The sequence below is a fragment of the Streptomyces sp. SLBN-31 genome, assembly GCF_006715395.1.
Classification (GTDB): Bacteria; Actinomycetota; Actinomycetes; order Streptomycetales; family Streptomycetaceae; genus Streptomyces.
In genome coordinates this window covers 2,713,213-2,735,469 of sequence record NZ_VFNC01000001.1, presented here as the reverse complement: position 1 = coordinate 2,735,469, position 22,257 = coordinate 2,713,213, and the positions used below count along the sequence as shown (strand labels likewise).

The window sequence follows — 22,257 nt, the reverse complement described above, 5'->3', positions numbered from 1 at the left end:
GCGAACGGCCGTCACCGACCGGACCGGCGCGCGAGCCGGACCGCCGGCACCCGCCACACCTGTGCGGAATCCTTTCCTCTACAAGTGTGGCGTAAGTATGGTGATCTCGTGAAGGCACTCCTGCTGTCAGGTGGCTCGGGCACCCGCTTGCGCCCCATCACCCACACGTCGGCGAAACAGCTCGTACCGGTCGCGAACAAGCCGGTGCTGTTCTACGGACTGGAGGCGATCGCACAGGCAGGCATCACCGAGGTCGGGATCGTCGTCGGGGAGACGGCCGAGGAGATCCGGGAGGCGGTCGGCGACGGGAGCGCGTTCGGCCTCGACGTCACCTACATCGCGCAGTCCGCGCCGCTGGGGCTGGCCCACGCGGTGCTGATCGCCCGGGAGTTCCTGGGCGAGGACGACTTCGTGATGTACCTCGGCGACAACTTCGTCGTCGGCGGCATCACGGCCCTGGTGGACGCCTTCCGCGCCGAACGGCCGGACGCGCGGATCCTGTTGACTCGGGTGGCGAACCCGACCGCGTTCGGGGTGGCCCAACTCGACGCCTCCGGACGGGTGGTGGGCCTGGAGGAGAAGCCACGGCAGCCGAAGAGCGACCTGGCGCTGGTGGGCGTCTACCTGTTCACCCCGGCCGTCCACGAGGCCGTGCGGGCGATCAAGCCCTCCGGGCGTGGCGAGTTGGAGATCACCGACGCCCTCCAGTGGATGATCGACGCCGGGCGCGACGTGCGCTCCACGACGATCTCCGGGTACTGGAAGGACACCGGGAACGTCACCGACATGCTGGAGGTCAACCGCTCGGTGCTGGAGACCCTGGAGCGCCGGATCGACGGCACGGCCGACGACGGCAGCGAACTCATCGGCCGGGTGCGCATCGAGGCCGGGGCGCAGGTGACCGGCAGCCGGATCGTGGGCCCGGTGGTCATCGGCGCGAACACCGTGATCGCCGACTCCTACGTGGGCCCCTTCACATCGATCGCCGACGACTGCCGGATCGAGGACAGCGAGATCGAGTACTCGATCGTGCTGCGCGGCTCCTCGATGCGCGGCGTCCGAAGGGTGGAGGCCTCCCTCATCGGCCGTGACGTCGAGGTCACTCCCGCGCCCCGCAAGCCCGCCGCCCACCGTCTCGTCCTCGGCGACCACAGCAAGGTGCAGATCTCCTCATGACGACCAGGATCCTGGTGACCGGCGGCGCCGGTTTCATCGGCTCGCACTACGTCCGCACGCTGCTCGGCCCCACCGGACCGGGCGACGTGGCGGTCACGGTGCTGGACGCGCTCACCTACGCGGGCAACCCGGCCAACCTCGACGAGGTGCGCGACGACCCGCGGTTCGCCTTCGTCAAGGGCGACGTCTGCGACGCCGGACTCGTGTGCGAACTCCTCGCCGAACACGACGAGGTCGTCCACTTCGCCGCCGAGTCGCACGTCGACCGCTCCATCCTGGGCGCCGGCGAGTTCGTCCGGACCAACGTGCTGGGCACCCAGACCCTGCTGGACGCGGCCCTGCGACAGCGCAGGCCCCCCGCCTTCGTGCACGTCTCCACCGACGAGGTGTACGGCTCCATCGACGTCGGCTCCTGGCCGGAGACGGACCCGCTGCGCCCCAACTCCCCCTATGCCGCGTCCAAGGCCTCCTCCGACCTGATCGCCCTCGCCCACCACCGCACCCACGGCCTCGACGTACGGGTGACCCGCTGCTCCAACAACTACGGTCACCACCAGTACCCCGAGAAGATCGTCCCGCTGTTCGTCACCAACCTGCTGGACGGCCGCAGGGTCCCGCTCTACGGTGACGGCGGCAACGTCCGGGACTGGCTGCACATCGACGACCACGTCCAGGGCATCGAGCTGGTGCGCACCGGCGGACGTCCCGGGGAGGTCTACAACATCGGCGGGGGCACGGAGTTGTCCAACAGGGAGCTGACCGCACTCCTGCTGGAGGCCTGCGGGGCGGGCTGGGACGACAGCGTCGAGTACGTCGCCGACCGCAGGGGCCACGACCGCCGCTACTCGGTGGACTGCCGCAAGATCCGTACCGAGCTGGGCTACGAGCCCCGTAAGGACTTCGCCGCCGGACTGGCGGAGACGGTCACCTGGTACCGCGACAACCGTGCCTGGTGGGAGCCGCTGAAGAACCGTGCGGCACCGGAGCCGGCGTCCGCGGCCGTGTTCGACGACGAGAGAGGTCCAGCCCGGTGAGCTTCAGGAAGCAGCCGACCGCCCAGGTCGACGAGAAGGCCACGATCGGTGACGGCACGACGGTCTGGGACCTGGCCCAGATCCGGGAGGACGCCCGGCTGGGCAGCGGGTGCATCGTGGGCCGGGGGGCCTACGTCGGTCCCGGCGTGCGCATCGGTGACAACGTCAAACTCCAGAACTACGCGCTGGTCTACGAACCCGCGGTGCTCGCCGACGGGGTCTTCGTGGGCCCCGCCGCCGTCCTCACCAATGACTACTTCCCCCGGTCGGTGGACCCGGGCGGGAAGCTCAAGCGCGGGGACGACTGGGAGGCCGTGGCCGTGACGGTGGACGAGGGGGCGTCGCTGGGCGCGCGTTCGGTGTGCGTGGCGCCGGTGCGCGTGGGGCGGTGGGCGCTGGTCGCGGCGGGCGCGGTGGTGACCCGGGACGTGCCGGACTTCGCGCTGGTGGCCGGTGTTCCGGCGCGCCGCATCGGCTGGGTGGGGCGGGCCGGTGTACGTCTGGTCGAGCGGGAGGGCGAGCCGGGCGTGTGGGAGTGCCCGGAGACGGGCGCGTTGCACGACGAGAAGGACGGCGGACTCGTCGAGCGCGCATGACGCGTCTTTCCGCCAAATCGCAAATCTTCGAACATTCACCGGCATAACATGTGTGCGAACTGTGCAGACACAGCACAATGAGCACACGAACCAGTGCCCAGGGGGGGTTACCGGGTGAGGACACCTGTGTCTGAAGCGAGGAGCGGAATCCGCTCCGTCGCCTGACGTCCGTCTTGTCTCGCACCGTCCGGCCGTGCGCGCCGCGACGCTCTCAAGTCTGCGCCAAAACAGGGGGGTTGGTGTGTCCAACCGATGACCAGTTCACGTCTCGCGGCACTCGGTGACGAGGACCCGCCGCTGCTCGCGCTCGCCCAACGCCTGCTCGCCGTGGCCGAGTCGGGGCTTCCCTCGATGCTGCTTCCCGGCGGGGAGGCCTTCGTCTTCACCATGGCCGGGCTCAAGGCCCCCGACGGCTCCTGGACCCTGGAGCGGCGCGGTACCAGCACCCGCTACGCGGCCATCACCGTGCTCGGGGCCCGGTTCCTGCCGGAGGACCGCCAGCGCGCGGTGCTCGGCGGACGCACCGCCGAGGAGTTCGCGGGTCTGCTCATCGAGTCGCTGCCCGCGGTGACCAACCTCGGTGACGCGGCGCTCATCGCCTGGGCCGCCGCCGAGACCGGGCACCCCAAACTCTCCGACGCCCTCGCGCGCGTCGAGGAGCTGGATGTGGAGGGGCGCCCGCAGTACACCGTGGAGGCGGCCTGGGTACTGTCCGCGCTCGCGGCGGCCCGCGACACGGTCGATGTGGAGAGACGTTTCACCGCAGCTCGGGACCGTCTGCTCCGCTCCCGGATCGGTGCCGGCCCGCTGTTCCCGCACGCCACCGCGCCCGGCCTGGTGCCCTGGTACCGGGCGCACGTCGCCTGCTTCGCCGACCAGACGTACCCGCTGCAGGCCCTGGCCCGCGCGCACGCCAGCGGTGACGGGGACGGCGATCCCGAGGCACTGGCCGCCGCGGAGGCGTGCGCGGCGCGCATCTGCGAACTGCAGGGCGACGGCGGGCAGTGGTGGTGGCACTACGACGCCCGCACCGGCGCGGTGATCGAGGGCTACCCCGTCTACAGCGTCCACCAGCACGCGATGGCGCCGACCGCCCTGTTCGACCTGGCCGACGCCGGCGGCACCGACTTCGGCGCGGCGATCCGCAAGGGCCTGCGCTGGATGACGGACGTACCCGAACTGACCGGCTCCCAGCACCGGGAGCCGATGATCCTGGACGACCTCGGGGCCACCTGGCGCAAGGTGTACCGAGGCGATCCGAAGAAGGCCGTGCGGGCCGCCCGAGGCCTGTCCACCCGGCTCGTTCCGGCTCTGCGGCTGACGTCACTGGACCGGGTCTACCGTCCCCTGGCCGTGGACCGCGAGTGCCGGCCCTACGAGTTCGGCTGGATGCTCCACGCCTGGCAGGCGGGCCGGATATGACCGGGCGCCGCACGCTGTTCGGGGTCGAGCTGGACCCGCTGACCATGGACGAGACCGTGGCGCACTGCCTGGAGGCGGTACGCGACGGCAGACAGCTGGAGATCGGCGTGGTCAACGCCGCGAAGCTGGTGAACATGCGCCGCGACCCGCAGCTCGCGGAGGCCGTGTCCGGCTGCGACCTGGTCCTCGCCGACGGGCAGGCCGTCGTGTGGGCCGGACGGGTGCTGCGCGCCCCGCTGCCCGAACGGGTCGCCGGGATCGACCTGTTCCTGCGGCTGCTGGGCGAGGCGGAGGCCGCGGGCATCTCCGTGTACTTCCTGGGCGCACGGCAGGACGTGCTGGACCGGATGCTGCTGCGGGTGGCCGACCGCTTCCCCGGCCTGAAGGTGGCCGGCAGCCGCAACGGCTACTTCGACGACTCCGAGCAGGAGACGATCGCCGACGGCATCGCCCGCAGTGGCGCCCAGATGCTCTTCCTCGGCATGACCTCCCCCAAGAAGGAGATCTTCACCGCCGCCCACGGCGCCCGCACCGGCGCCCGCGTGGTGCACGGCGTCGGCGGCTCCTTCGACATCCTCGCCGGGGTCACCAAGCGGGCCCCCGCGACCTGGCAGCGGTGGGGGCTGGAATGGCTCTACCGCGTGCTGCAGGAACCGCGCCGCCTGGGCCGGCGCTACCTCACCACCAATGTCTCCTTCCTCCTCATGACGGCACGCGAGCTGATCCGGCTCACCCCGTCGACCGCTCCCGCGAACAGGAGTCACTGATGCGCGTCGTCGTGGTTGGACAGGGATACGTCGGCCTGCCACTGGCCATCCGGGCCGCCGAGGTCGGACACGAGGTGATCGGCTACGACGTCGACGCCCGCCGGATCAAGAGCCTCGCCGCGGGCGAGTCCTTCGTCGAGGACGTCTCCTCGGAGAGAATCCGCGCGGCACTGGACGACGGCAGCTACAGACCGAGCGAGTCGGCCCGCGACTGCGGCGGCTTCGACGTCGCCGTGGTGACCGTGCCGACACCGCTGCACGAGGGCACCCCCGACCTGCGCTACATCAGGGAGTCGGCGATCACCCTCGCCCGCTATCTGCGCCCCGGGGCGACGGTCGTCCTGGAGTCGACGACCTACCCCGGCACCACCCAGGAGCTGTTCGCCCCGATCCTGGAGGAGGGCTCGGGGCTGGCCGCGGGCAGCGACTTCCACCTCGGCTACAGCCCGGAGCGGATCGACCCGGGCAACGCCGTGTGGGGGTTCAAGGAGACACCGAAGGTCGTCTCCGGGGTCAACGAGGCCTCCCTGAAGGCGGTTCGGGACTTCTACGGCCAACTCGTCGACACCACCGTGCCGGTGCGCTCGCCCAAGGAGGCCGAACTCGCCAAGCTGCTGGAGAACACCTTCCGGCACGTGAACATCGCACTGGTCAACGAGATCGCGATGTTCGCCCACCACCTGGACATCGACGTCTGGCAGTCCATCGACGCTGCCTCCACCAAGCCCTTCGGGTTCATGAAGTTCACGCCCGGACCGGGGGTGGGCGGCCACTGCCTGCCCATCGACCCCTCCTACCTGTCCTGGCGGGTGCAGCGCGAACTCGGCCAGAGCTTCCGGTTCGTGGAGCTCGCCAACGACATCAACAACCACATGCCCGAGTACGTGACCCGGCGGATCACCGACCACTTCAACGCCCGACGGCGTTCGGTGAACGGCTCGCGCATCCTGCTGCTGGGCCTCGCGTACAAGAAGAACACCGGCGACGCCCGCGAGTCGCCCGCCCTGCGCATCTCCCAACTGCTGCTCGACATGGGGGCCCAGGTCAGGGCGGCGGACCCGCACGTCGTCGAGGGCCTGCCGGCCGACACCCGGCTGGTGCGGGTCGAGCCGACCCGCGAGGAACTGGCGGAGGCCGACGTGGTGGTGCTGCTCACCGACCACGACGGCTTCGACTACGAACTCGTCGCCGAGCACGCCCAGTTCGTCCTCGACTGCCGTCGGCGGCTGCCCTCCGGACCCACGATCGAGGTGCTCTGAACCATGCCGCGCATCGTGTGCGTCGCCGGAGCGCGCCCCAACTACATGAAGATCAAACCGGTGATGGACGCCCTGGAACGCCGGGGCGCCGAGGTCCTCCTCGTCCACACCGGCCAGCACTACGACCCGGCCATGAACGACGTGTTCTTCGCCGACCTCGGCATCCGCCCGCCCGACCGCTTCCTGGGGGTCGGCTCCGGCACCCACGCCGAGCAGACCGGCCGGGTGATGACGGCGTTCGAGCCGCTGCTGGAGGAGGTGTGCCCGGACATCGTGGTCGTGGTCGGCGACATCAACTCCACGCTGGCCTGCGCGCTGGTCACCGCCAAGGCCGGCCCGCTGCTGGCCCACGTCGAAGCCGGTCTGCGCAGCCGGGACTGGAGCATGCCCGAGGAGGTCAACCGGGTCGCCACCGACCGCGTCGCGGACCACCTGCTGGCCCCCTCCCCCGACGCCGTGGAGAACCTGCGCGCGGAGGGGTACCGGGAGGACCAGATCCATCTGGTCGGCAACGTCATGATCGACACGCTGCTGGCCAACCTGGAGCGGGCACGCGCCTCCGGCGTGCTCGCCCGACACGGGCTTACCCGGGGCGAGTTCGGGCTCGTCACGCTGCACCGACCGGCCAACGTGGACGATCCCGCCGTACTCACCGGACTGTTGAAGGCACTCGGCGAGATCGCCGGGCGCTGCCCGCTGCTGCTGCCCGTGCATCCGCGCGCGGCCGGGCGGCTCGCCGAGATCGGTGTCCCCGGCGGCATCCGGCTCGTACCGCCCGCCGGCTACCTGGACTTCATCGCGCTGCAGGACGCCGCCCGGGTCGTGCTCACCGACTCCGGCGGTGTGCAGGAGGAGACCACCGCACTGGGCGTGCCGTGCGTGACGCTGCGGGACAACACCGAGCGCCCCATCACCGTGGAGCAGGGCACCAATGTGCTGGCCGGCCGGGATCCGGCGCGGATCGTGGCCACGGTCAACCGGGTGCTGGACGATCCGCCCGCCCCCCGCCGGCCCGAGTTGTGGGACGGCCGCGCCAGCGACCGCATCGCCGACGTACTGCTGGACGGAGGCACCGCGAGCACCCGGCCGCGGCCCACCGACCTCCCCCGGCCGAAATCCGCCGACCGGCCCAGACCCGAGGATCGAACGCTCCCCATATGATCCGCTTGCAACTTATGCTCGTCGAACGTTTGGCCGCTAGGGGGGACCGTCATGGATCTCGCTGAGATCTTCCGGGTGCTGCGCAGGCGCTGGTACGTCCTGCTGCCCGGACTGCTGCTGACCGCCGCCCTGATCGTCGGTGTCGTCGTGCTGGTGCCGGTCAGCTACCAGTCGCAGAGCACGGTGGTCCTGCTCAACTCCCAGAAGGCCACCGTCGCCTACGACGGCAACCCCTTCCTCAGCACGCAGACCTCGCTCACCGGCATGGCCGACAGCCTGGCCCGCAACCTCAACTCCGACGACTCGCTGCGGGACCTCAAGGCCCGTGGCGCCACGGGCACGTTCGAGGCGAAGCTCGCCGACAACGCGCAGGGGCCGCTGCTGTGGCTCACCGTCACCGGCACCGACAAGGCGGCCGTCCTGTCCTCGGACAAGATCCTGACCGCTTACGCCGAGGAACGGCTGGACCAGTTCCAGAAGCAGCAGTCGGTCGCGCCGAAGGCCATGATCCGCATGACGACCATCGTCTCCCCGCAGAACCCGGTGGCCCAGACCAAGACCCGGCTGGAGTACCTGATCATGGCGGGTGCCGTGGGCCTGGTGGTCACCCTGGTCGCCGCCTTCTACATGGAGGCCCGCAAGAGGCCGCGCGCGCCCGAGCCGCAGGCCCCGCCCGAGGGGCCGCGGCAGCCGGGGGCGACCGCCGCCGCCTCTCCCGCCGCCGAGGAACCGGTCGCGGAGGAGCCGTTCGTGCGGGAGGGGGCCGTGGAGGAGACGCTCGCCATCCGGCGCCCGCCGAGCTGGTCACGGTCCGCCGGGGACGGCCGGGCCTCCGCCGAGACCGACGCGCCCCGGCCCGCCATGGCCGTGGCGTCCGCCGCCGAGCCGCTCGACGAGGAGTCGACCCATGGACATCGCCCGCGCACCGGACAGCGCGACCGGTGAGACGGGCGACGTACCCGCTGCTCCCGCTCCCGCACCTCCCGCCACCGCCTCCCTCGGCCGCAAGGTCCGCTCCGCGGCCCGCTGGAGCCTGATCAACACCGTCGTCCTGCGCCTGGGCAACTTCGCCACCGGCATCGTCCTGGCGCGCTTCGCCCTCGGCCCCGCGGAATGGGGCGTGTACGGCATCGCCCAGACGGTGCTGCTGGTCCTGCTGTCCGCGAACGAACTGGGCGTGGGCCTGGCCATCGTGCGCTGGGAGGGCGACGCGCGGCGGTTCGCGCCGACCGTGCTGACCCTCAGCACCCTCTCCAGCGGCCTGCTGTACGTGGCACTGTTCGCGGCGGCCCCGACGGTGGCCGGACTGCTCGGCTCGCCGCACGCCGCGGGCGTGCTGCGGGTGATGTGCCTGTGCGTGCTGATCGACGGGGTGGCGCAGGTCCCCGGCGGCTTCCTGACCCGCGAGTTCGCCCAGGGCAGGCGAATGATCATCGACGGGCTCAACTTCGTGCTCGGCACGGCGGTGACCCTGCTGCTGGCCTTCGAGGGCTGGGGCGCGATGAGCTTCGCCGTGGGGGCCGTCGTGGGGAACGTCGTGACGCTGATCGGCTGCGCGCTGGCGGCGCCGGGCACCCTGAAATTCGGCTGGAACGGCGAACAGGCCCGGGCGCTGCTGCGGTTCGGGCTTCCGCTGGCCGGGGCGAGCATGCTGGCCCTCGCGGTGGTCAACGTCGACACCATGGTGGTGGGCGCGACGCTGGGCAGCGTCTCCCTCGGCTTCTACGTCCTCGCCTTCAACATCTCCGGCTGGCCCGTACGGATCATCTCCGAGGCCGCCCGCCGGGTGTCCTTCGCCGGGTTCTCCCGGCTGGCCGACTCGCCGCAGGCACTCGCCCAGGGATTCAGCCGCGCCCTGGGCGTGCTGATCACCGGCACGGTCCCGCTGTGCGTCCTGCTGGCGGGACTCGCGGAGCCGCTCATCCGGACAATCTACGGCGACCGGTGGGCCCCCGCCGCCGCGGCCCTGCCCTGGCTGATGGTCCTCGGCCTGATCCGCATCGGCGGCGAACTCGCCTACGACTGCCTGGTGGCGGTCGGACAGCGCCGCTCGCTCTTCCTGGTGCAGGGTCTGTGGCTGGTCTCCCTCGTCCCGGTGCTCCTCGCCGCCGCCCACCTCAACGGCATCGTCGGCGTCTCCCAGGGCCATGTCCTGGTGGCCGGCGGCCTGGTGGTGCCCGTCTTCCTGATCGCTCTGCGCCGGGGCGGCATCGGCCTCGGACGCATCGCCCGGGCGTGCGCCTGGCCCTTCCTCGGCGGGGCCGTGATGGCTTTGATCATCCTCGGTCTGGAGCGCATGCTGGGCGACGGACGGCTCGCGCTCCTCGCCATCGGCACCATCGCCCTGGCCGGCTACACGCTGTGCGTCCTGCCCAGCCGCGACTTCCTGCGCGGCGTGGACCGGCCCCACCGCGGACGGCACCGGTCGACGGCACCGTCCGCCCTCCCCGACAGGACATGAGGTGAACCGCATGTCACCGCGCATCCGCCGGAGTTCGCTCGTCTGGCTGCTGCTGGCGTCCCTGCTGGCGGTCGTGGGCGCCGCCTGCTCGGGATCGCACGACTCCGCGCTGCCGGACTGCCCGGACGACGCGCTGACCTGCCCGGCGAGCGGGTCCTCGGCGGCGCCGAGTGGCAGTCCGACGAGCCCGGCCCCCGCCGCGACGCCGACGAGCACCGCCGCCTCACCGTCCCCGTCGGGCACGCCCTCGGCGAGCGGCACGTCCGGCTCCCCCGCGGCGAAGGCGGCGTGCTCCTCGCCCGGCGCCTGCGGCTTCCCCGGCGCCCGCACCACCGGCCCCCGTATCGCCCTCACCCCCCACAAGACCGGCTACAAGGCCATCCGTACCAACGGGCTCACCATCCGGGGCTGGGACATCACCGGCTCGCTCGACATCTACGCCAACGACGTCACGATCATCGACACGAAGATCACCTCGGACAGCTGGTGGGGCGTCAACCTGCGTCCGGGCTACCGCGGTCTGCGCGTGCTGCACTCCACGATCACGGCGGTGCCCGGCAAGGGGCCGGACAACGGCGGGGTGGACTACGCGGTGTCGAACATGGGCGGCAGCTCCATCGAGGTGGGCTGGTGCGACGTCTCGGTGTTCGGTGACGCCCTGTCGATGGGTCAGGGAAACATCCACGACAACTACGTCCACGACATCGAGCCGTTCGTCAACCAGGGCGGCGAGTGGCAGCACACGAACGCGATCATCAGCGGCGGCGGCAACACCGGGCACCTGGTCATCCGCCACAACACCCTGCTGAACCCGACCAGTCTGAAACAGGGGGCATCGGGCAGCATCGGCCTGTTCGCCGACACCGGCGTGGTCCGCAACGTCACCGTCGACCACAACTGGATCGCCGGCGGGGCCTACGCCCTGTACGGCGGGGACACGGGCGCCACCGGGATCAGGGTCACGAACAACGTGTTCTCGACGCAGTACCACCCCGCCGCCGGCGGCTACGGCGTGGTCGCCCACTGGAACCACGACGGCGCCGGAAACGTCTGGCGCGGCAACCGCATGTCCGACGGCCGCCCGATCGCCCCCGAGCCCGCCTCATGATGCGGCGCGTCGCACGAGCACCCTGGACCGTACTCAAGGCGCTGTTCGGCTGGCTGGTGCTCTTCGAGGCCCGCAACAAGGTCCTGCTCGCGCCCTCCGCGCTGCGGCTGCGCCGCGTCGAGGACACCGAGACGCGGCGGCTGTCCGCCGAACTGCCGACGCCGCCCTCGGCGCTCGTCGCCACCGTGATCGCCACCCACCGGCGCCCGGAGGCGTTGCGCGCCGCGGTGCGCTCGGCCCTGGACCAGACGGTGCGCGACCAGGTCGTCATCGTGGTCGACGACGGCGCGGGGCTGCCCGAACTCCCCGCCGACCCCCGGCTGTTCGCCGTCTCGCTGACGCACAACACCGGCGTCGCGGGCGTCGTGCGCAACGTCGGCATCCGCCTCACCCGCTCGCGCTACGTGGCGTTCCTCGACGACGACAACCTGTGGGAACCCGACCACCTGGAACGGGCGTTGGCGGCCCTGGAGGCTCCCGGCGGCCCCGACGGCGTCTACACGGCGCTGCGCCGCGTCCTGCCCGACGGCAGCGAGAAGGACGTCCTGTCGGTGCCCTTCGACCGGCGCCGGGCGGCCCGCGAGGCCTTCCTGGACACCAACGCCTTCGTCGCCCGCCGCGACCGCTCCCTGCGCTTCAGCCGGCTGCGCCGCACACCGGAGGTGCTGCCCCGGGAGGACTGGGAGCTGATCCGCCGGTACGGCCGCGGGCACCGGGTGCGGCACGTGCCGCACCCCACCGTCCGGTACCTGGTGAACCCGGCCAGCTTCTACACGGACTGGTGACGGCCCGTGCCCCTGCGCTCCTCTTCCGCGCTCCTCTTCCGCTCCGACGTCAGGTGGTTGATCCGATGCCCCGATCCCGCGCACTGAGAAACAAGTTCGTCGACGCACCGGGCTCCCTGGGCGAACGCCTGCGCATCGCCCGCTGGGAACGCTTCGGGCGCTGCTTCCCCGGCATCGAGAACATGAGCGTCGTCGACCTGGGCGGAACGGCCGAGATGTGGCTGCGCGCGCCGGTGCGCGCCAAACACGTCCACCTGATCAACCTGGAGGCCCATCCGGCCGAGCTGCCCGACTGGATCACCGCGGAGAACGCCGACGTCACCGACCCGGCCGTGGCCGCGCAACTGAGCGACGCCGGCGGCTACGACATGGTGTTCTCCAACTCCACCATCGAGCACGTGGGCGGCCACAGCCAGCGCCAGAGGTTCGTCGCGGCCGTCGAGCGACTGGCGCCGCTGCACTGGATCCAGACGCCGTACCGCTACTTCCCCGTCGAGCCGCACTTCGTCGCGCCCGGCTTCCAGTTCCTGCCCCTGGCCGCCCGCGCCCGGCTGGTGCGGCACTGGCCGCTGGTGCACAGCCGCCCCGACAGCCCGGAGTCGGCGATGAACGCCGTGATCAACATCGAGCTGCTGACCCGCACCGAGATGCGCTACCTCTTCCCCCGGTCGGAGCTGCTCAGCGAACGCGTGCTCGGCGCGCCGAAGTCGCTCATCGCCCTACGGACGGAGCGCTGATGCTGAACAACCTGGTCAACAGACATGACGCGGACCGGCTGCTGCGCAAGGTGCGCAAACTGGACCTGGACCCGGTGCTGGCCAAGCTGCGGGTGCGCGGCGGCGCGCGGGTAGTCCAGCACTGGTCCCAGGTGGACCCCTCGCTCACCGAGTGGTGGGCGATACCGGCGGTCATCAAGCGGTGGAACCTGCTGATGACGGGAGACGCGGAGACGCCCTTCCCCCAGTACGTCGCCGCCAAGCACTTCGCGCCGCGCACCGACCTGCGCGGCCTGTCGCTGGGCTGCGGCACCGGCGGCAACGAGCTGCTGTGGGCGAAGACCGGCGCGTTCTCCTTGCTGGAGGGCGTGGACGTGGCCGCGGAGCGCATCGACTTCGCCACCCGGACGGCCGCCGAGGAAGGGCTCGGCGACGTGCTGCGCTTCCGGGTCACCGACGTCAATCAGATGACCGCCGACGGGGAACGCTTCGACGTCCTGCTGGGCCTGCAGTCGCTGCACCACTTCGACCACCTCGACGAGACCCTGCCGCGCCTGGCCGAACTGATCGAGCCGGACGGCACGTTCGTGGTCGACGAGTTCGTCGGCCCCACCCGCTTCCAGTGGACCGACGCCCAGCTCGACGCGGCGAACGCCCTGCTGGCCGGGCTGCCCGAGGAGCGCCGACGCCTTGCCGACGGCCGGATCAAGCACCGTGTCGTACGGCCCAGCAGGCTGTCGATGGTGCTGGACGACCCCTCGGAGGCCGTCGACGCGGCGGCGCTGCTGCCGGGTCTGCGACGGCATTTCGAGGTCGTCGAGGAACGCCCCTACGGCGGCACCGTGCTGCACATCGCGTTCTCCGGCATCGCGCACAACTTCCGCGACGGGCGGCCGGAGACGCTGGAGCTGCTGGAGCGGTGCTTCGCCGCCGAGGACGCCGCGCTGCCGGAAGTGGGACACGACTTCATCGCCATGGTGTGCCGGCAGCGGACCGCCGGCTGACAGGATGGCGGCATGGAACGAGTGCTGGGAATCGGCGGTTACTTCCTGCGGGCCGCCGATCCGGCGGCCCTGACCGCCTGGTATCGCGACTGCCTGGGCCTGGACGCCGACGAGATCGGCCTGTGGCGGCAGGAGGCGGGGCCGACGGTGTTCGCGGCGTTCGAGTCCGACACCGACTACTTCGGCTCCCCCACTCAGCAGACCATGCTCGACTTCCGCGTCCGCGACCTGGAAGCGATGCTCGCCCAACTGCGCGCCAAGGGAGCGGACGTGGACGACGAGACACAGGACCTGCCGGACGTCGGCCGGTTCGGCTGGGTCACCGATCCGGAGGGCAACCGGATCGAGCTGTGGCAGCCCGTCTGATCGGGCCCGTCACGGGCCCGGCGGGACGCTCAGCGACCCCGGCCGGGCGAGTGCGGCCGCGGCCGCGCGGCTGGCGGGGCGGCCGAGCGCGGCGCGTGAGGTCTCCCGGAGCAGGACGGCCGCGCGGAAGGCCGCCGTAGCGAGCGGGCCGTGCCGACGCCGGTAGAGGCGGACGCGGTTGAGGGTGAGAAGGGTCCACAGGCGGGGTGACACCTGGGAGTCGCCGCCCAGGTGGACGGCCTCGGCCGTGGGCTCCAGCTGGGTGGCGTACCCCAGGTCCCGGGCCCGCAGACAGAACTCCGTCTCCTCCGAGTAGAGGAAGAAGGACTCGTCCCACGGGCCGCACGCGGCCAGACAGTCCCCCGAGATCGCCATCAGCGCGCCGGTCGCCCAGTCCGCGCGCGTGGGCCGCCGGTAGGCGGCGGGGTCGGTGACCAGCTCGCTCAGGGCCGGGAAGCGTCCGGCCCGGGTGTTGCCGATGACGGCCTCGCCCAGTGCCCGCAGCACGCTCGACTCCCGGCGCAGTGACCGGTGCGGGGTGTCGTGGCCTTCTTCGTAGAGCAGGGGTACGGCGATGCCGACGCCGGGGCCGAGGCTGTCGAGGAGGCGTTTGGCGCAGCCCTGCCGCATGCGGATGTCGGGGTTGCAGATCAGGACGGCGTCGAACCTCCCCGCCGCGGCCAGCGCCGCGTTGATGCCGGCCGCGTACCCGGCGTTGCGGCCGGTCTCGACGACCGTGGCCTCCGGCGCCAGGGTGCTCAGCACCTCCACGGTGTCGTCGGCGGAGTCGTTGTCGGCGACGACCAGCCGGTGGTCGAGGCCGGCCATGCCGTCGGGCAGCGCGGCGAGGAACCCGGGCAGCACCTCGGCGCTGTTCCAGGTGACGACGATGACGGCGACGGTGCTCATCGGGACTCCGCGAGTTGGGGGAGCTTGGCTTCGGACGTCGTACGAGGGGCGGGTACGGCCGCGGCGGCGGCCTCGCGGCGGATGAAGCCCAGGTAGCTGCCGCCGGCGCCCAGGGTCAGGAAGAACATCCCCGCGTACATCGGGAAGCTGAGCGCGTCGAAGGTGGCGCTGATGACCAGGGCGACCAGGGCGGAGGCGAGGAAGGCCTGTCCGAGTTCCCGGTCGGACTCGGTGCGGGCGAGGCGCCGTACGGCACCGCCCTGGTGGATGCCGAGGACGAACAGGGCGAGCAGCGTGACCATCCCCAGGGCGCCCGTCTCGGCCAGGGTCAGCATGTACTGGTTGTCGGTGAAGAAGTACAGGTCCGGGGTGAAGGTCCCGAACCCCCTTCCGAACCAGGGGTGTTCCTCCAGGTAGGGCACGATCGCGCTGTACTTCACGGTGCGTGCCTGGGTGCTGCTGTCGGAGTTGGACAGGAAGCTGGCGAACAGGTTGGTGATGGTTCCGATCAGGCCCGGGATGATCACCTTGAAGCCGGCCACGGAACCCAGGATCAGTGTGATCGCGGCCCAGCGGCGCTGCGGCCTCCAGCGGGGCACCATCACCAGGATCACGATGAAGGCGCCGATGATGGAGGTCCGGGACACCGTGAGCGGAAGGGCGCCCGCCATGATCGCCACGGGGGCCCAGCGGCGCATCGCGCCCGCGTGCCGGCGCACCGGGTCGAAGGCCTGGTGGACGGCGAAGGGAAGCAGGATGGCCAGCATCCCGCCGAACTCCAGCGGATGGGCGGTGGTGGAGCGCGGCCGGGTGAACGAGCCGCGGTCCATGGCGCTGATCCCGGCGGTGCTGGAGTGCAGGCCGGGGATGTGGATGGAGTCGGCGATGTTCGTCGCGGCGAAGAAGTCGTAGTAGCCGATCAGGGCGACCACGGTGCCCAGGACGACGAGCCGGCGCATCAGGGTCTCCAGCCGGCTGCGCTCCTGGATGCCGGCGGAGGAGAGCACCACCAGCGCCACCCACACGCCGAGCCCGATGAGCCCGCGGTCGGCGCCGAGGACCTCCTCGTGCGAGCTGTCCCGGGTGGCGTTGGCGAGGTAGGACAGCAGTACGGCGGCGGCCAGCAGGCACATCACCACGCGCGGCAGCCGGGTGCCCTTGGCCGGGAGGATGCGGCCGCCCAGCCAGGTCGCGAGGTACCAGAGGAGTCCCAGCAGCGCGAAGACGTTGGCGGGGGTGCCGACCCCGCCCAGCGCGGGCAGGGTGAGGTTCGACGGCACGAAGAAGGCCAGCACCAGATAGCCGCTGAGGACCGTCGTGGCGTCCAGTCTGCGCACCAGCAGGCCCTTGGGCCGCTCGGGCGGGCGGGCGCGGTGGCGCCGGGGCACGTATCCGGCCAGGGCGCGGCCCCGGCGGCGGACCACCGCGACGCCCTCGGCCAGGATGGACAGCAGGAACGCCGCGACCATGCCGACGATGACGACCGCCGCGATGCCCTGGTAGCGGCCCTTGGACTGCGAGACGGGGGTCTGCGGCAGGACGACCGGCGCGGTCTGCACCGCGTACACGGCCGGCACCTTGGAGGCGGTCTGCAGTGCCTTGAGCTGCTCCCCGGTGAACTTCGTCAGCGTGGTGGTCTCCCGCAGCACCTTCGCCCGGTCGGTGCCGGTGACGCTCAGGGTGAGCAGCGGGCTGTCGGCCTGCGGCGCGAAACCGACCGTGTACTGGTCGGTGACGCCGCGGGAGTGCAGTTCCTTGGCCGAGTCGCTCGACTGGAGGGTCCTGATGAGCACGTCGGCGGTGACGACCAGCGAACCGCCCGCGTTCGACAGGGGGTTGCCGAAGGTCGGTGCGAGGTCGGCGATGGCGGTGGAGTCGAGGAGCGTGACGGAACTCTGCGACTCGTAGGAGACCGGGATGGTCCGGTACAGGTACCCGCCGGCGAGCACGCTGAGCAGGGTGAGGGGCACCATGAAGTACCAGCGCCTGCGCATGATCGCCAAAAGGTCGGCAAGGCTCATGAGATCTCCCTTTTGGTGGCGAACCGCCCGTGCGCCTGCGAGGATCGGTGCCGACGGAAGGAATCCCCGTGTCGCCTCGTGACGTCGCCGAAGCGCTGCTCCGCCGCTGGTACGTGCTGCTGCTGGCGCTCCTGCTGACGGCCGCCGGAGCCTACAAGGTGCTGCACCCGGCGCCGCGCTACCTGAGTTCGGCGGTGGTCGTGCTCAAACCGCCCGTGACCGGGTCCCAGCCGAACCAGCTGACCAACCTCCAGCCGCCGCTCGCCACTTTGTCGTACGGCGTCATCCAGCAGCTCGGGTCGCCCGCCGGGCGCCGGGAGCTGGCGGCCACCGGTGTGCACGGGACGTACCAGCTGATCCCCCGCAACAGCGGCACCAGCGCGACGCCGCGCTATCTGATCCCCTCGGTGCAGGTGCAGGCACGGCGCGGTGACCCCGTCGAGGCCGACACGGCGGTCCAGCGGGTCATCGAGGTGTACTCCCGGCATGTGGCGGCCGTGCAGGAGACGGAGGGCGTCGCGCCGGGCTCGCGGATCACGGCGTCCGTGCTGGTCGCCCCGAGTGCCGCCCCGGTGCAGGGCAACAGGACCCGCGCCCTGGCGGGCACGGCGCTGCTGGGCGCGACCGGCGGGCTGCTGGGCGCGCTGTGGCTCGACCGGTTGGCGCTGCGTCGCGGGCGGCGCGAGGAGGAAGCGCCGGGCGCGGTCCGCCGCGCCGACGGGGTCGTGGTGGCGGGCTGAGCCGAACTGATCGCGCATCAGATACCGCGGCGCTTCCAGGACTCCCACCACAGCCACTCCCGCCCGCGCTCGGCCACGGCCGACCACACCAGCGGCTGGAGGTACGGCATGGCCTTGGGCCCGATGCGCCGGCGCAGCCGCAGGGCGCGGTACTCGGGCAGCTCCCGGTAGCCGGGCAGGCACTGTTCGGCGAACGCGACGCACTCGTCGACCGGTACGACGGCGGTGCGCCCCCGGTCGTAGGCGCGGTAGGCGCGGCGCAGGGCGTAGCGGGCGAGGCGGGTGTGGACCTGGTCGGCGAGGCGGTCGGCGTGCGGCAGCCGGTCGGCGCACTTGGTGAGCACCGAGTCGAAGGCCACCAGGCGCTGGCGCAGGTCGTCGAGTTGGCCGCCGAAGTCGACGGTGGACATGTTGTTGCCGTGGACGCGGTAGAAGGCCTGGTCGGCGCCGCGGACGTAGCCGACGTCGGCGTGGGCGGCGAGCCGCATCCACATCTCGATGTCACCGGCGTGCGGCAGGGCGGGGTCGTAGCCGCCGACCTTGCGCTGCAGGCCGGTGCGGACGACGACCTCGGGTGAGGTGATGCAGCCGGTGCCCTCGCGGAAGCGGCGCTCCAGCCACCACTGGCCGGGGTAGACGACCGAACCGGTGGCGCGCGTGCGGGCCTTGGGCAGCGGTCCGCCGTGCTGGAAGCGCAGGGGCCGGCCGTAGGCGAAGCCGGCCTCGGGGTGGGCGTCCAGGAGCCGGGCGGCCCGGACGAGGGCGCCCGGGACGAGCCGGTCGTCGGCGGACAGCAGGGCCACGTAGTCGCCGTCGGCCCACTCCAGGAGGCCTTCGTTGTAGGTGGCGATGTGGCCCTTGTTGGTCTCGTGGACGTGGACCTCGATCCGCGGGTCGGCGGCGGCGAGTTTCTGCGCCACCTCCGCCGAGTCGTCGGGCGAGGCGTCGTCGATGATGAGTACGCGGACGTCAACGCCGTCCTGCTCGTCCAGGACGCTGCTCACGCAGTCGGCGAGGAAGTGCCCGTACTTGTGGCAGGGGATCACAACACTGACGCTGCTCATCGGTGGGGAAGCCAATCCCCGCCGGTGGTCCGCGCCGTGCTGGCGCGGACCACCGACGGTGTGTGGGGACGGGTCGGTGCCGGGTCCGTCAGTTCTTCTTCTTGAAAGTGGTCTTGCCGGTCAGGGTCCAGCCGTGGGACTTCACCGTGTGGTGGTGCTTGTCCCTGGCCGTGACGGTGACCTTGAACCGGGTGCCGTCCGGCAGCGGCGAGGACAGGTGCACGGACACCTTGTGCGTCGCCCGGTTGTAGGAGACGACGGCCGTGACGTGGAGCTTGCCGGCGGCCTTGGAGCCGCTCAGCACGGTCACGGTCGCCTTCACGGACGCCACCGGGGCCTTCTTCTGCACGGCCATGACGAGGGCGTTCGCCGCGTCGGCGGTGTGTTCCACCGTGGACGCGGTCACCTCCGAGGCGGCCGTCTCCGACGCCAGGGACGTGGTCGGGTTGTCGGCGGTGAAGACGGGTCCCACCCAGTAGTTCGACGATCCGTAGGAACCGTTGGGGAAGGCCGAACCGCTGCCGTACCTGTAGAGCCCGTTGTGGTGGGTGGTGGTGTCGGCCGTGGCCGTGAGCGGATAGGACTTGTGGGCCGCCGCGAAGTAGCCGCCGTCCACCGCGTAGTTGCCGTTCGGCGCGTGGTAGGAGACGACGTACCCGGTGTCCGCGGTGATGGCCACCGGGGTGGCGAAGGTCAGCGTCTGCCAGCCGGAGGCGGTCTCGTTGGTGAAGGTGCCGCTGGCGAGCAGGGTGCCGTCGTCGGTCCACAGGCTGCCGGTGTGGGTGCCCGTGTTGCCGGTGCCTTTGTAGAAGGTGACACCGGTGACCCAGCCGGCCGCGGAGGACGTGAAGCGGGTGCCCAGCTCGACGGAGTTGGGGTCGGCGGTCATGTCCGGGGTGGCCGGGACCGCGGAGGAACTCCACAGCGTGCAGGGGCAGGTGACCGCTGGCGGTGTGGAGCTGGTGGTGAACGACCAGGTCACCGGGTCCGTCATGGCGTTGCCCCACACGTCGGAGGCCTGGACGGACGCGGTGTACGTGGTGTGCAGTTCCAGTTCCGTCGACGGCGTGTAGGTCGCCTTGTTGGAGGCGGGGAAGGTGACGGCGCCCGGCACGGTGTTGCCGTCCGGGTCCTTCAGGGTGAAAGTCACGCTGTCGGTGTCGACTGCCGAGCTGAAGGTGGCCGACACCGGTGCCGTGATCGAGGCGCCGGTCGCCCCGGAGGTCGGTGAGGTCGAGGTGACGGTCGGCGGGGTGGTGCTGGCCGTCGAGGTGTCCAGGACGACGTCGACCCAGTAGTTGCTGCCGGAGGTCTGCGAGGACGGGAAGGCGCTGGTGGAGCCGTAGTGGTAGACGCCGTTGCCCCCGTCGGTGCCGGACTTCAGGGCCGTCAGCGGGGCCAGTCCGGCGTCGCTGCCGGCGAAGGTGGTGTCGTAGGAGTATCCGCCGTTGGGGGCGAAGTACGAGGCGACGTACGTGGTGTTGGCCTTGACGGTGACCGGGGCGGAGAAGTTCAGCTGCTGCCAGCCGGAGGCCGTCTCGCCCGTGAACGTGCCGGTGGCCAGGCGGGTGCCGGAGGCCGTCCACAGGTTGCCGATGTGGGTGCCCGTGTTCACCGGCGACTTGTAGAAGCGGACCCCGGTGATGGAACCGGCCACCGTGGTACGGAACTTGACGCCGAGCTCGACCGAGCCGCCGTCGCCGCCGTTGACGGTGCCGGGCACGGCGGAGGCCGGCCAGACGGTGCAGGGGCAGGCCTGGGGGCCGACGGTCAGCGGGATGGTGGTGACGGCGCCGATGTTGACGCTGTCGTCGACCGCGCGGACCTTGACGGAGGCCGAGCCCGGGGTGGTCGGGGTCCAGCTGAAGGTCCAGGACGTCAGGCCGGTGGCGGCCTTCCAGGTCGTACCGCCGTCCGTGGACACCTCCACGCGGGCCACGACGCCGCCGGAGTCACTGGCGGTGCCCTTGATGGTGACCGGCTTCAGCGCGGGCACGGTCACGCCGGAGGACGGGCTCGTCACGGTGACGGACGGGCCGGTGGTGTCGGTGGAGGCCGTGGCGGCGACGAGGTTGCTCTGCCGGGTCAGCGGCTGGACTCCCATGTCGGCGAGGACGTTGACCGTCGCCTGCTGCATCCGGGAGTCCTCGGTGACCACCGTGTCGGCGGGGTCGTAGGTGGGCACGTTGGTCAGGCCCCACGACCACTGCACGGTTCCCGCGCCGAACACCAGCGCCCCGGAGTCCTGGTCGCGGAACTCGACGAGGTTGTGCGTGGCGGTGCCGTTGCCGTAGAGGTTGCCACAGTCCTGGCGGAGCTTGCCGTCGTTGATGTCGACGGTCGTGGACGACACGTCGATCGCGCCGGCGGGCCGGGTGCTGTTGTCGAGATCGCTGTCCCACTCGTAGCCGAGGGTGCCCGTCGGGAAGGTGGCGGTCTGGCCGGCGGTGAGGTTCGCGACGGAGGTGTTGCGCCAGATGCGGTTCTTGCCGTAGGAGCCGGGGACGGTGATGGCGTCGGCCCGGTAGCCGTTCACGGTGAACATGGAGCCGGTGAGGATGTTAGGCGGCTGGTACGTCTGCCCGTAGTCGGTGCTCGCCGGGTCCATCCAGGTGCCGGTCCACACGCCGCTGGGATCGGCGATCCCGTTGTTCTGCGCCATCTTGGTCATCTTGTAGCAGACCAGGGTGCGGTCGGCCGTGCTGGTGCCGTCGATGCTCGGCGCGAGCCGCGTCTTCCAGAACACCTCGTTGCCGCTGAAGAAGGCCTCCCGCACACCGGCCTTCCGGGCCGCCAGGACGTTGGAGTACTGGCTCTGCGTCCAGTACTCGTCGTGGCCGGACGACAGGTACACCTTGTGCTTCTTCAGCAGGGTGGCGCCGCCCGCGGACGACACCTGCACCCCGGAGGTGTAGCTGACGTCGTAGCCGTTGCGCTCCAGCCAGGACAGCATCATGTACTCGGAGCCGTAGATGCCGTTGTCGCCGCCGATGTCCAGCGGCCGGTTGTAACTGACCTCGTAGGCGCGGCCGTCGGGCGCGGGCCCGGTGCCGCCGTACAGGTCCTGGCCGCCGTAGTCGTTGTACGCCTGCCAGGTCTGGTCACTGGTCTGTACGACGACATCGGAGGTGCTGGCGTCGTTGCGTACCACGAACGGGTACGGCATCAGGCCGTCGCCGTCGGTCTGCGTGATGTTGGCGATGTACAGGCCGGACACGGCGTCGCTGGGCACGTTCCAGGTCGCGGTCACCGGCCAGTTGCCGCAGTCGACCAGGCCGGTGCTGCTCTTGGTGGTGCAACTGGCGGCCTTGGAGGTGTAGTTCGCCGGGTACGTCTGGGCGGCCTGGGCCGCGGTGGACATCTGGCGGGCGCCGTCGCCGCCGTACCAGCCCAGCCGGTAGATCTGGATGTTGTACGAGACCGGCGACTGGACCTTGAACTGGACGGTGTCGCCCGCCTGGACGCTCTCCTTGGTCGTGAAGCCCTTGATGTCGCCGTAGGCGTTGGGCGAGAACCAGTCGGTCTTCGGGCTGCCCGCCTTGGAGTTCTCACAGACGATGGCGTTGGAGCCCGACCCGCATGGATCGGATGCCGCCTGGGCGGACCCGGCCAGCGGGAGCACCGCCAATATCAATGCCGCTACGACGGCGAGGCGACCGCCTCTGATC

Annotated in this window: 19 protein-coding genes; 15 read left to right on the top strand and 4 right to left on the bottom strand. The window is 71.2% G+C overall.

Translation table 11 applies throughout. The annotated features are described in order from the left end of the window. The first annotated feature begins 108 nt into the window (after nt 1-108). The 14 genes from FBY22_RS12560 to FBY22_RS12495 all read left to right on the top strand — a co-directional run bounded on the left by FBY22_RS12560 (nt 109) and on the right by FBY22_RS12495 (nt 13,855). Nucleotides 109-1,176 (top strand): glucose-1-phosphate thymidylyltransferase, encoded by a 1,068-nt coding sequence (locus FBY22_RS12560; RefSeq protein WP_142145086.1) that lies wholly within the window; start codon nt 109-111, stop codon nt 1,174-1,176. Then, on the top strand, nt 1,173-2,210 hold the full coding sequence (gene rfbB / locus FBY22_RS12555) for a dTDP-glucose 4,6-dehydratase (protein ID WP_142145084.1): 1,038 nt from the start codon (nt 1,173-1,175) through the stop codon (nt 2,208-2,210). The genes FBY22_RS12560 and rfbB overlap by 4 nt, the downstream gene beginning before the upstream one ends. Further along, entirely contained in the window at nt 2,207-2,806 is a 600-nt protein-coding gene (locus FBY22_RS12550; protein ID WP_142145082.1) for an acyltransferase, read from the top strand. The genes rfbB and FBY22_RS12550 overlap by 4 nt, the downstream gene beginning before the upstream one ends. 252 nt (nt 2,807-3,058) lie before the next feature. Beyond that, nucleotides 3,059-4,228, top strand: coding sequence for a hypothetical protein (locus tag FBY22_RS12545; RefSeq protein ID WP_142145080.1), 1,170 nt, complete (start codon nt 3,059-3,061; stop codon nt 4,226-4,228). Then, on the top strand, nt 4,225-4,995 hold the full coding sequence (locus FBY22_RS12540; RefSeq protein ID WP_142145078.1) for a WecB/TagA/CpsF family glycosyltransferase: 771 nt from the start codon (nt 4,225-4,227) through the stop codon (nt 4,993-4,995). Before FBY22_RS12545 ends, FBY22_RS12540 begins: the two co-directional genes overlap by 4 nt. After that, entirely contained in the window at nt 4,995-6,254 is a 1,260-nt protein-coding gene (locus FBY22_RS12535; protein WP_142145076.1) for a nucleotide sugar dehydrogenase, read from the top strand. Before FBY22_RS12540 ends, FBY22_RS12535 begins: the two co-directional genes overlap by 1 nt. 3 nt (nt 6,255-6,257) lie before the next feature. Continuing rightward, a complete protein-coding gene (wecB, locus tag FBY22_RS12530; protein ID WP_142145074.1) occupies nt 6,258-7,415 on the top strand; it encodes a non-hydrolyzing UDP-N-acetylglucosamine 2-epimerase in 1,158 nt (385 codons plus the stop codon). Nucleotides 7,416-7,466: 51 nt separating this feature from the next. Beyond that, complete coding sequence (locus FBY22_RS12525) at nt 7,467-8,360, top strand: Wzz/FepE/Etk N-terminal domain-containing protein (protein ID WP_142145072.1); 894 nt, start codon at nt 7,467-7,469, stop codon at nt 8,358-8,360. Then, a complete protein-coding gene (locus tag FBY22_RS12520) occupies nt 8,323-9,876 on the top strand; it encodes an oligosaccharide flippase family protein (RefSeq protein ID WP_142145070.1) in 1,554 nt (517 codons plus the stop codon). The genes FBY22_RS12525 and FBY22_RS12520 overlap by 38 nt, the downstream gene beginning before the upstream one ends. Nucleotides 9,877-9,886: 10 nt before the next feature. Further along, the gene (locus FBY22_RS12515; protein WP_260844812.1) at nt 9,887-10,984 is read left to right on the top strand and encodes a hypothetical protein; all 1,098 of its coding nucleotides are present in this window, start codon (nt 9,887-9,889) and stop codon (nt 10,982-10,984) included. After that, the gene (locus tag FBY22_RS12510; RefSeq protein ID WP_260844811.1) at nt 10,981-11,769 is read left to right on the top strand and encodes a glycosyltransferase family 2 protein; all 789 of its coding nucleotides are present in this window, start codon (nt 10,981-10,983) and stop codon (nt 11,767-11,769) included. Before FBY22_RS12515 ends, FBY22_RS12510 begins: the two co-directional genes overlap by 4 nt. Before the next feature lie 65 nt (nt 11,770-11,834). Then, entirely contained in the window at nt 11,835-12,506 is a 672-nt protein-coding gene (locus tag FBY22_RS12505; RefSeq protein ID WP_142145066.1) for a class I SAM-dependent methyltransferase, read from the top strand. Then, entirely contained in the window at nt 12,506-13,489 is a 984-nt protein-coding gene (locus FBY22_RS12500; RefSeq protein WP_142145064.1) for a class I SAM-dependent methyltransferase, read from the top strand. The genes FBY22_RS12505 and FBY22_RS12500 overlap by 1 nt, the downstream gene beginning before the upstream one ends. 12 nt (nt 13,490-13,501) lie before the next feature. Beyond that, nucleotides 13,502-13,855 carry a VOC family protein gene (locus FBY22_RS12495; protein WP_142145062.1) on the top strand — a complete coding sequence of 118 codons (354 nt, stop codon included), beginning with the start codon at nt 13,502-13,504 and terminating at the stop codon, nt 13,853-13,855. A 9-nt stretch (nt 13,856-13,864) separates the two neighbouring features. Here FBY22_RS12495 and FBY22_RS12490 read toward each other — a convergent pair whose 3' ends face one another. Both FBY22_RS12490 and FBY22_RS12485 read right to left on the bottom strand, forming a co-directional pair. After that, a complete protein-coding gene (locus FBY22_RS12490; protein ID WP_142145060.1) occupies nt 13,865-14,764 on the bottom strand; it encodes a glycosyltransferase family 2 protein in 900 nt (299 codons plus the stop codon). Then, nucleotides 14,761-16,785 carry an O-antigen ligase family protein gene (locus FBY22_RS12485; protein WP_142145059.1) on the bottom strand — a complete coding sequence of 675 codons (2,025 nt, stop codon included), beginning with the start codon at nt 16,783-16,785 and terminating at the stop codon, nt 14,761-14,763. The genes FBY22_RS12490 and FBY22_RS12485 overlap by 4 nt, the downstream gene beginning before the upstream one ends. Before the next feature lie 68 nt (nt 16,786-16,853). Between FBY22_RS12485 and FBY22_RS12480 the strand changes: the two genes are divergently transcribed. Then, nucleotides 16,854-17,525 carry a hypothetical protein gene (locus tag FBY22_RS12480; protein WP_142145057.1) on the top strand — a complete coding sequence of 224 codons (672 nt, stop codon included), beginning with the start codon at nt 16,854-16,856 and terminating at the stop codon, nt 17,523-17,525. Nucleotides 17,526-17,542: 17 nt separating this feature from the next. Here FBY22_RS12480 and FBY22_RS12475 read toward each other — a convergent pair whose 3' ends face one another. Together FBY22_RS12475 and FBY22_RS12470 are read right to left on the bottom strand one after the other, a co-directional pair. Then, nucleotides 17,543-18,589: a glycosyltransferase gene (locus FBY22_RS12475; RefSeq protein WP_142145055.1), complete on the bottom strand. Its 1,047-nt coding sequence runs from the start codon at nt 18,587-18,589 to the stop codon at nt 17,543-17,545. An 88-nt stretch (nt 18,590-18,677) separates the two neighbouring features. Next, entirely contained in the window at nt 18,678-22,211 is a 3,534-nt protein-coding gene (locus FBY22_RS12470; protein WP_260844810.1) for a DUF4082 domain-containing protein, read from the bottom strand. Nucleotides 22,212-22,257 lie beyond the last annotated feature (46 nt).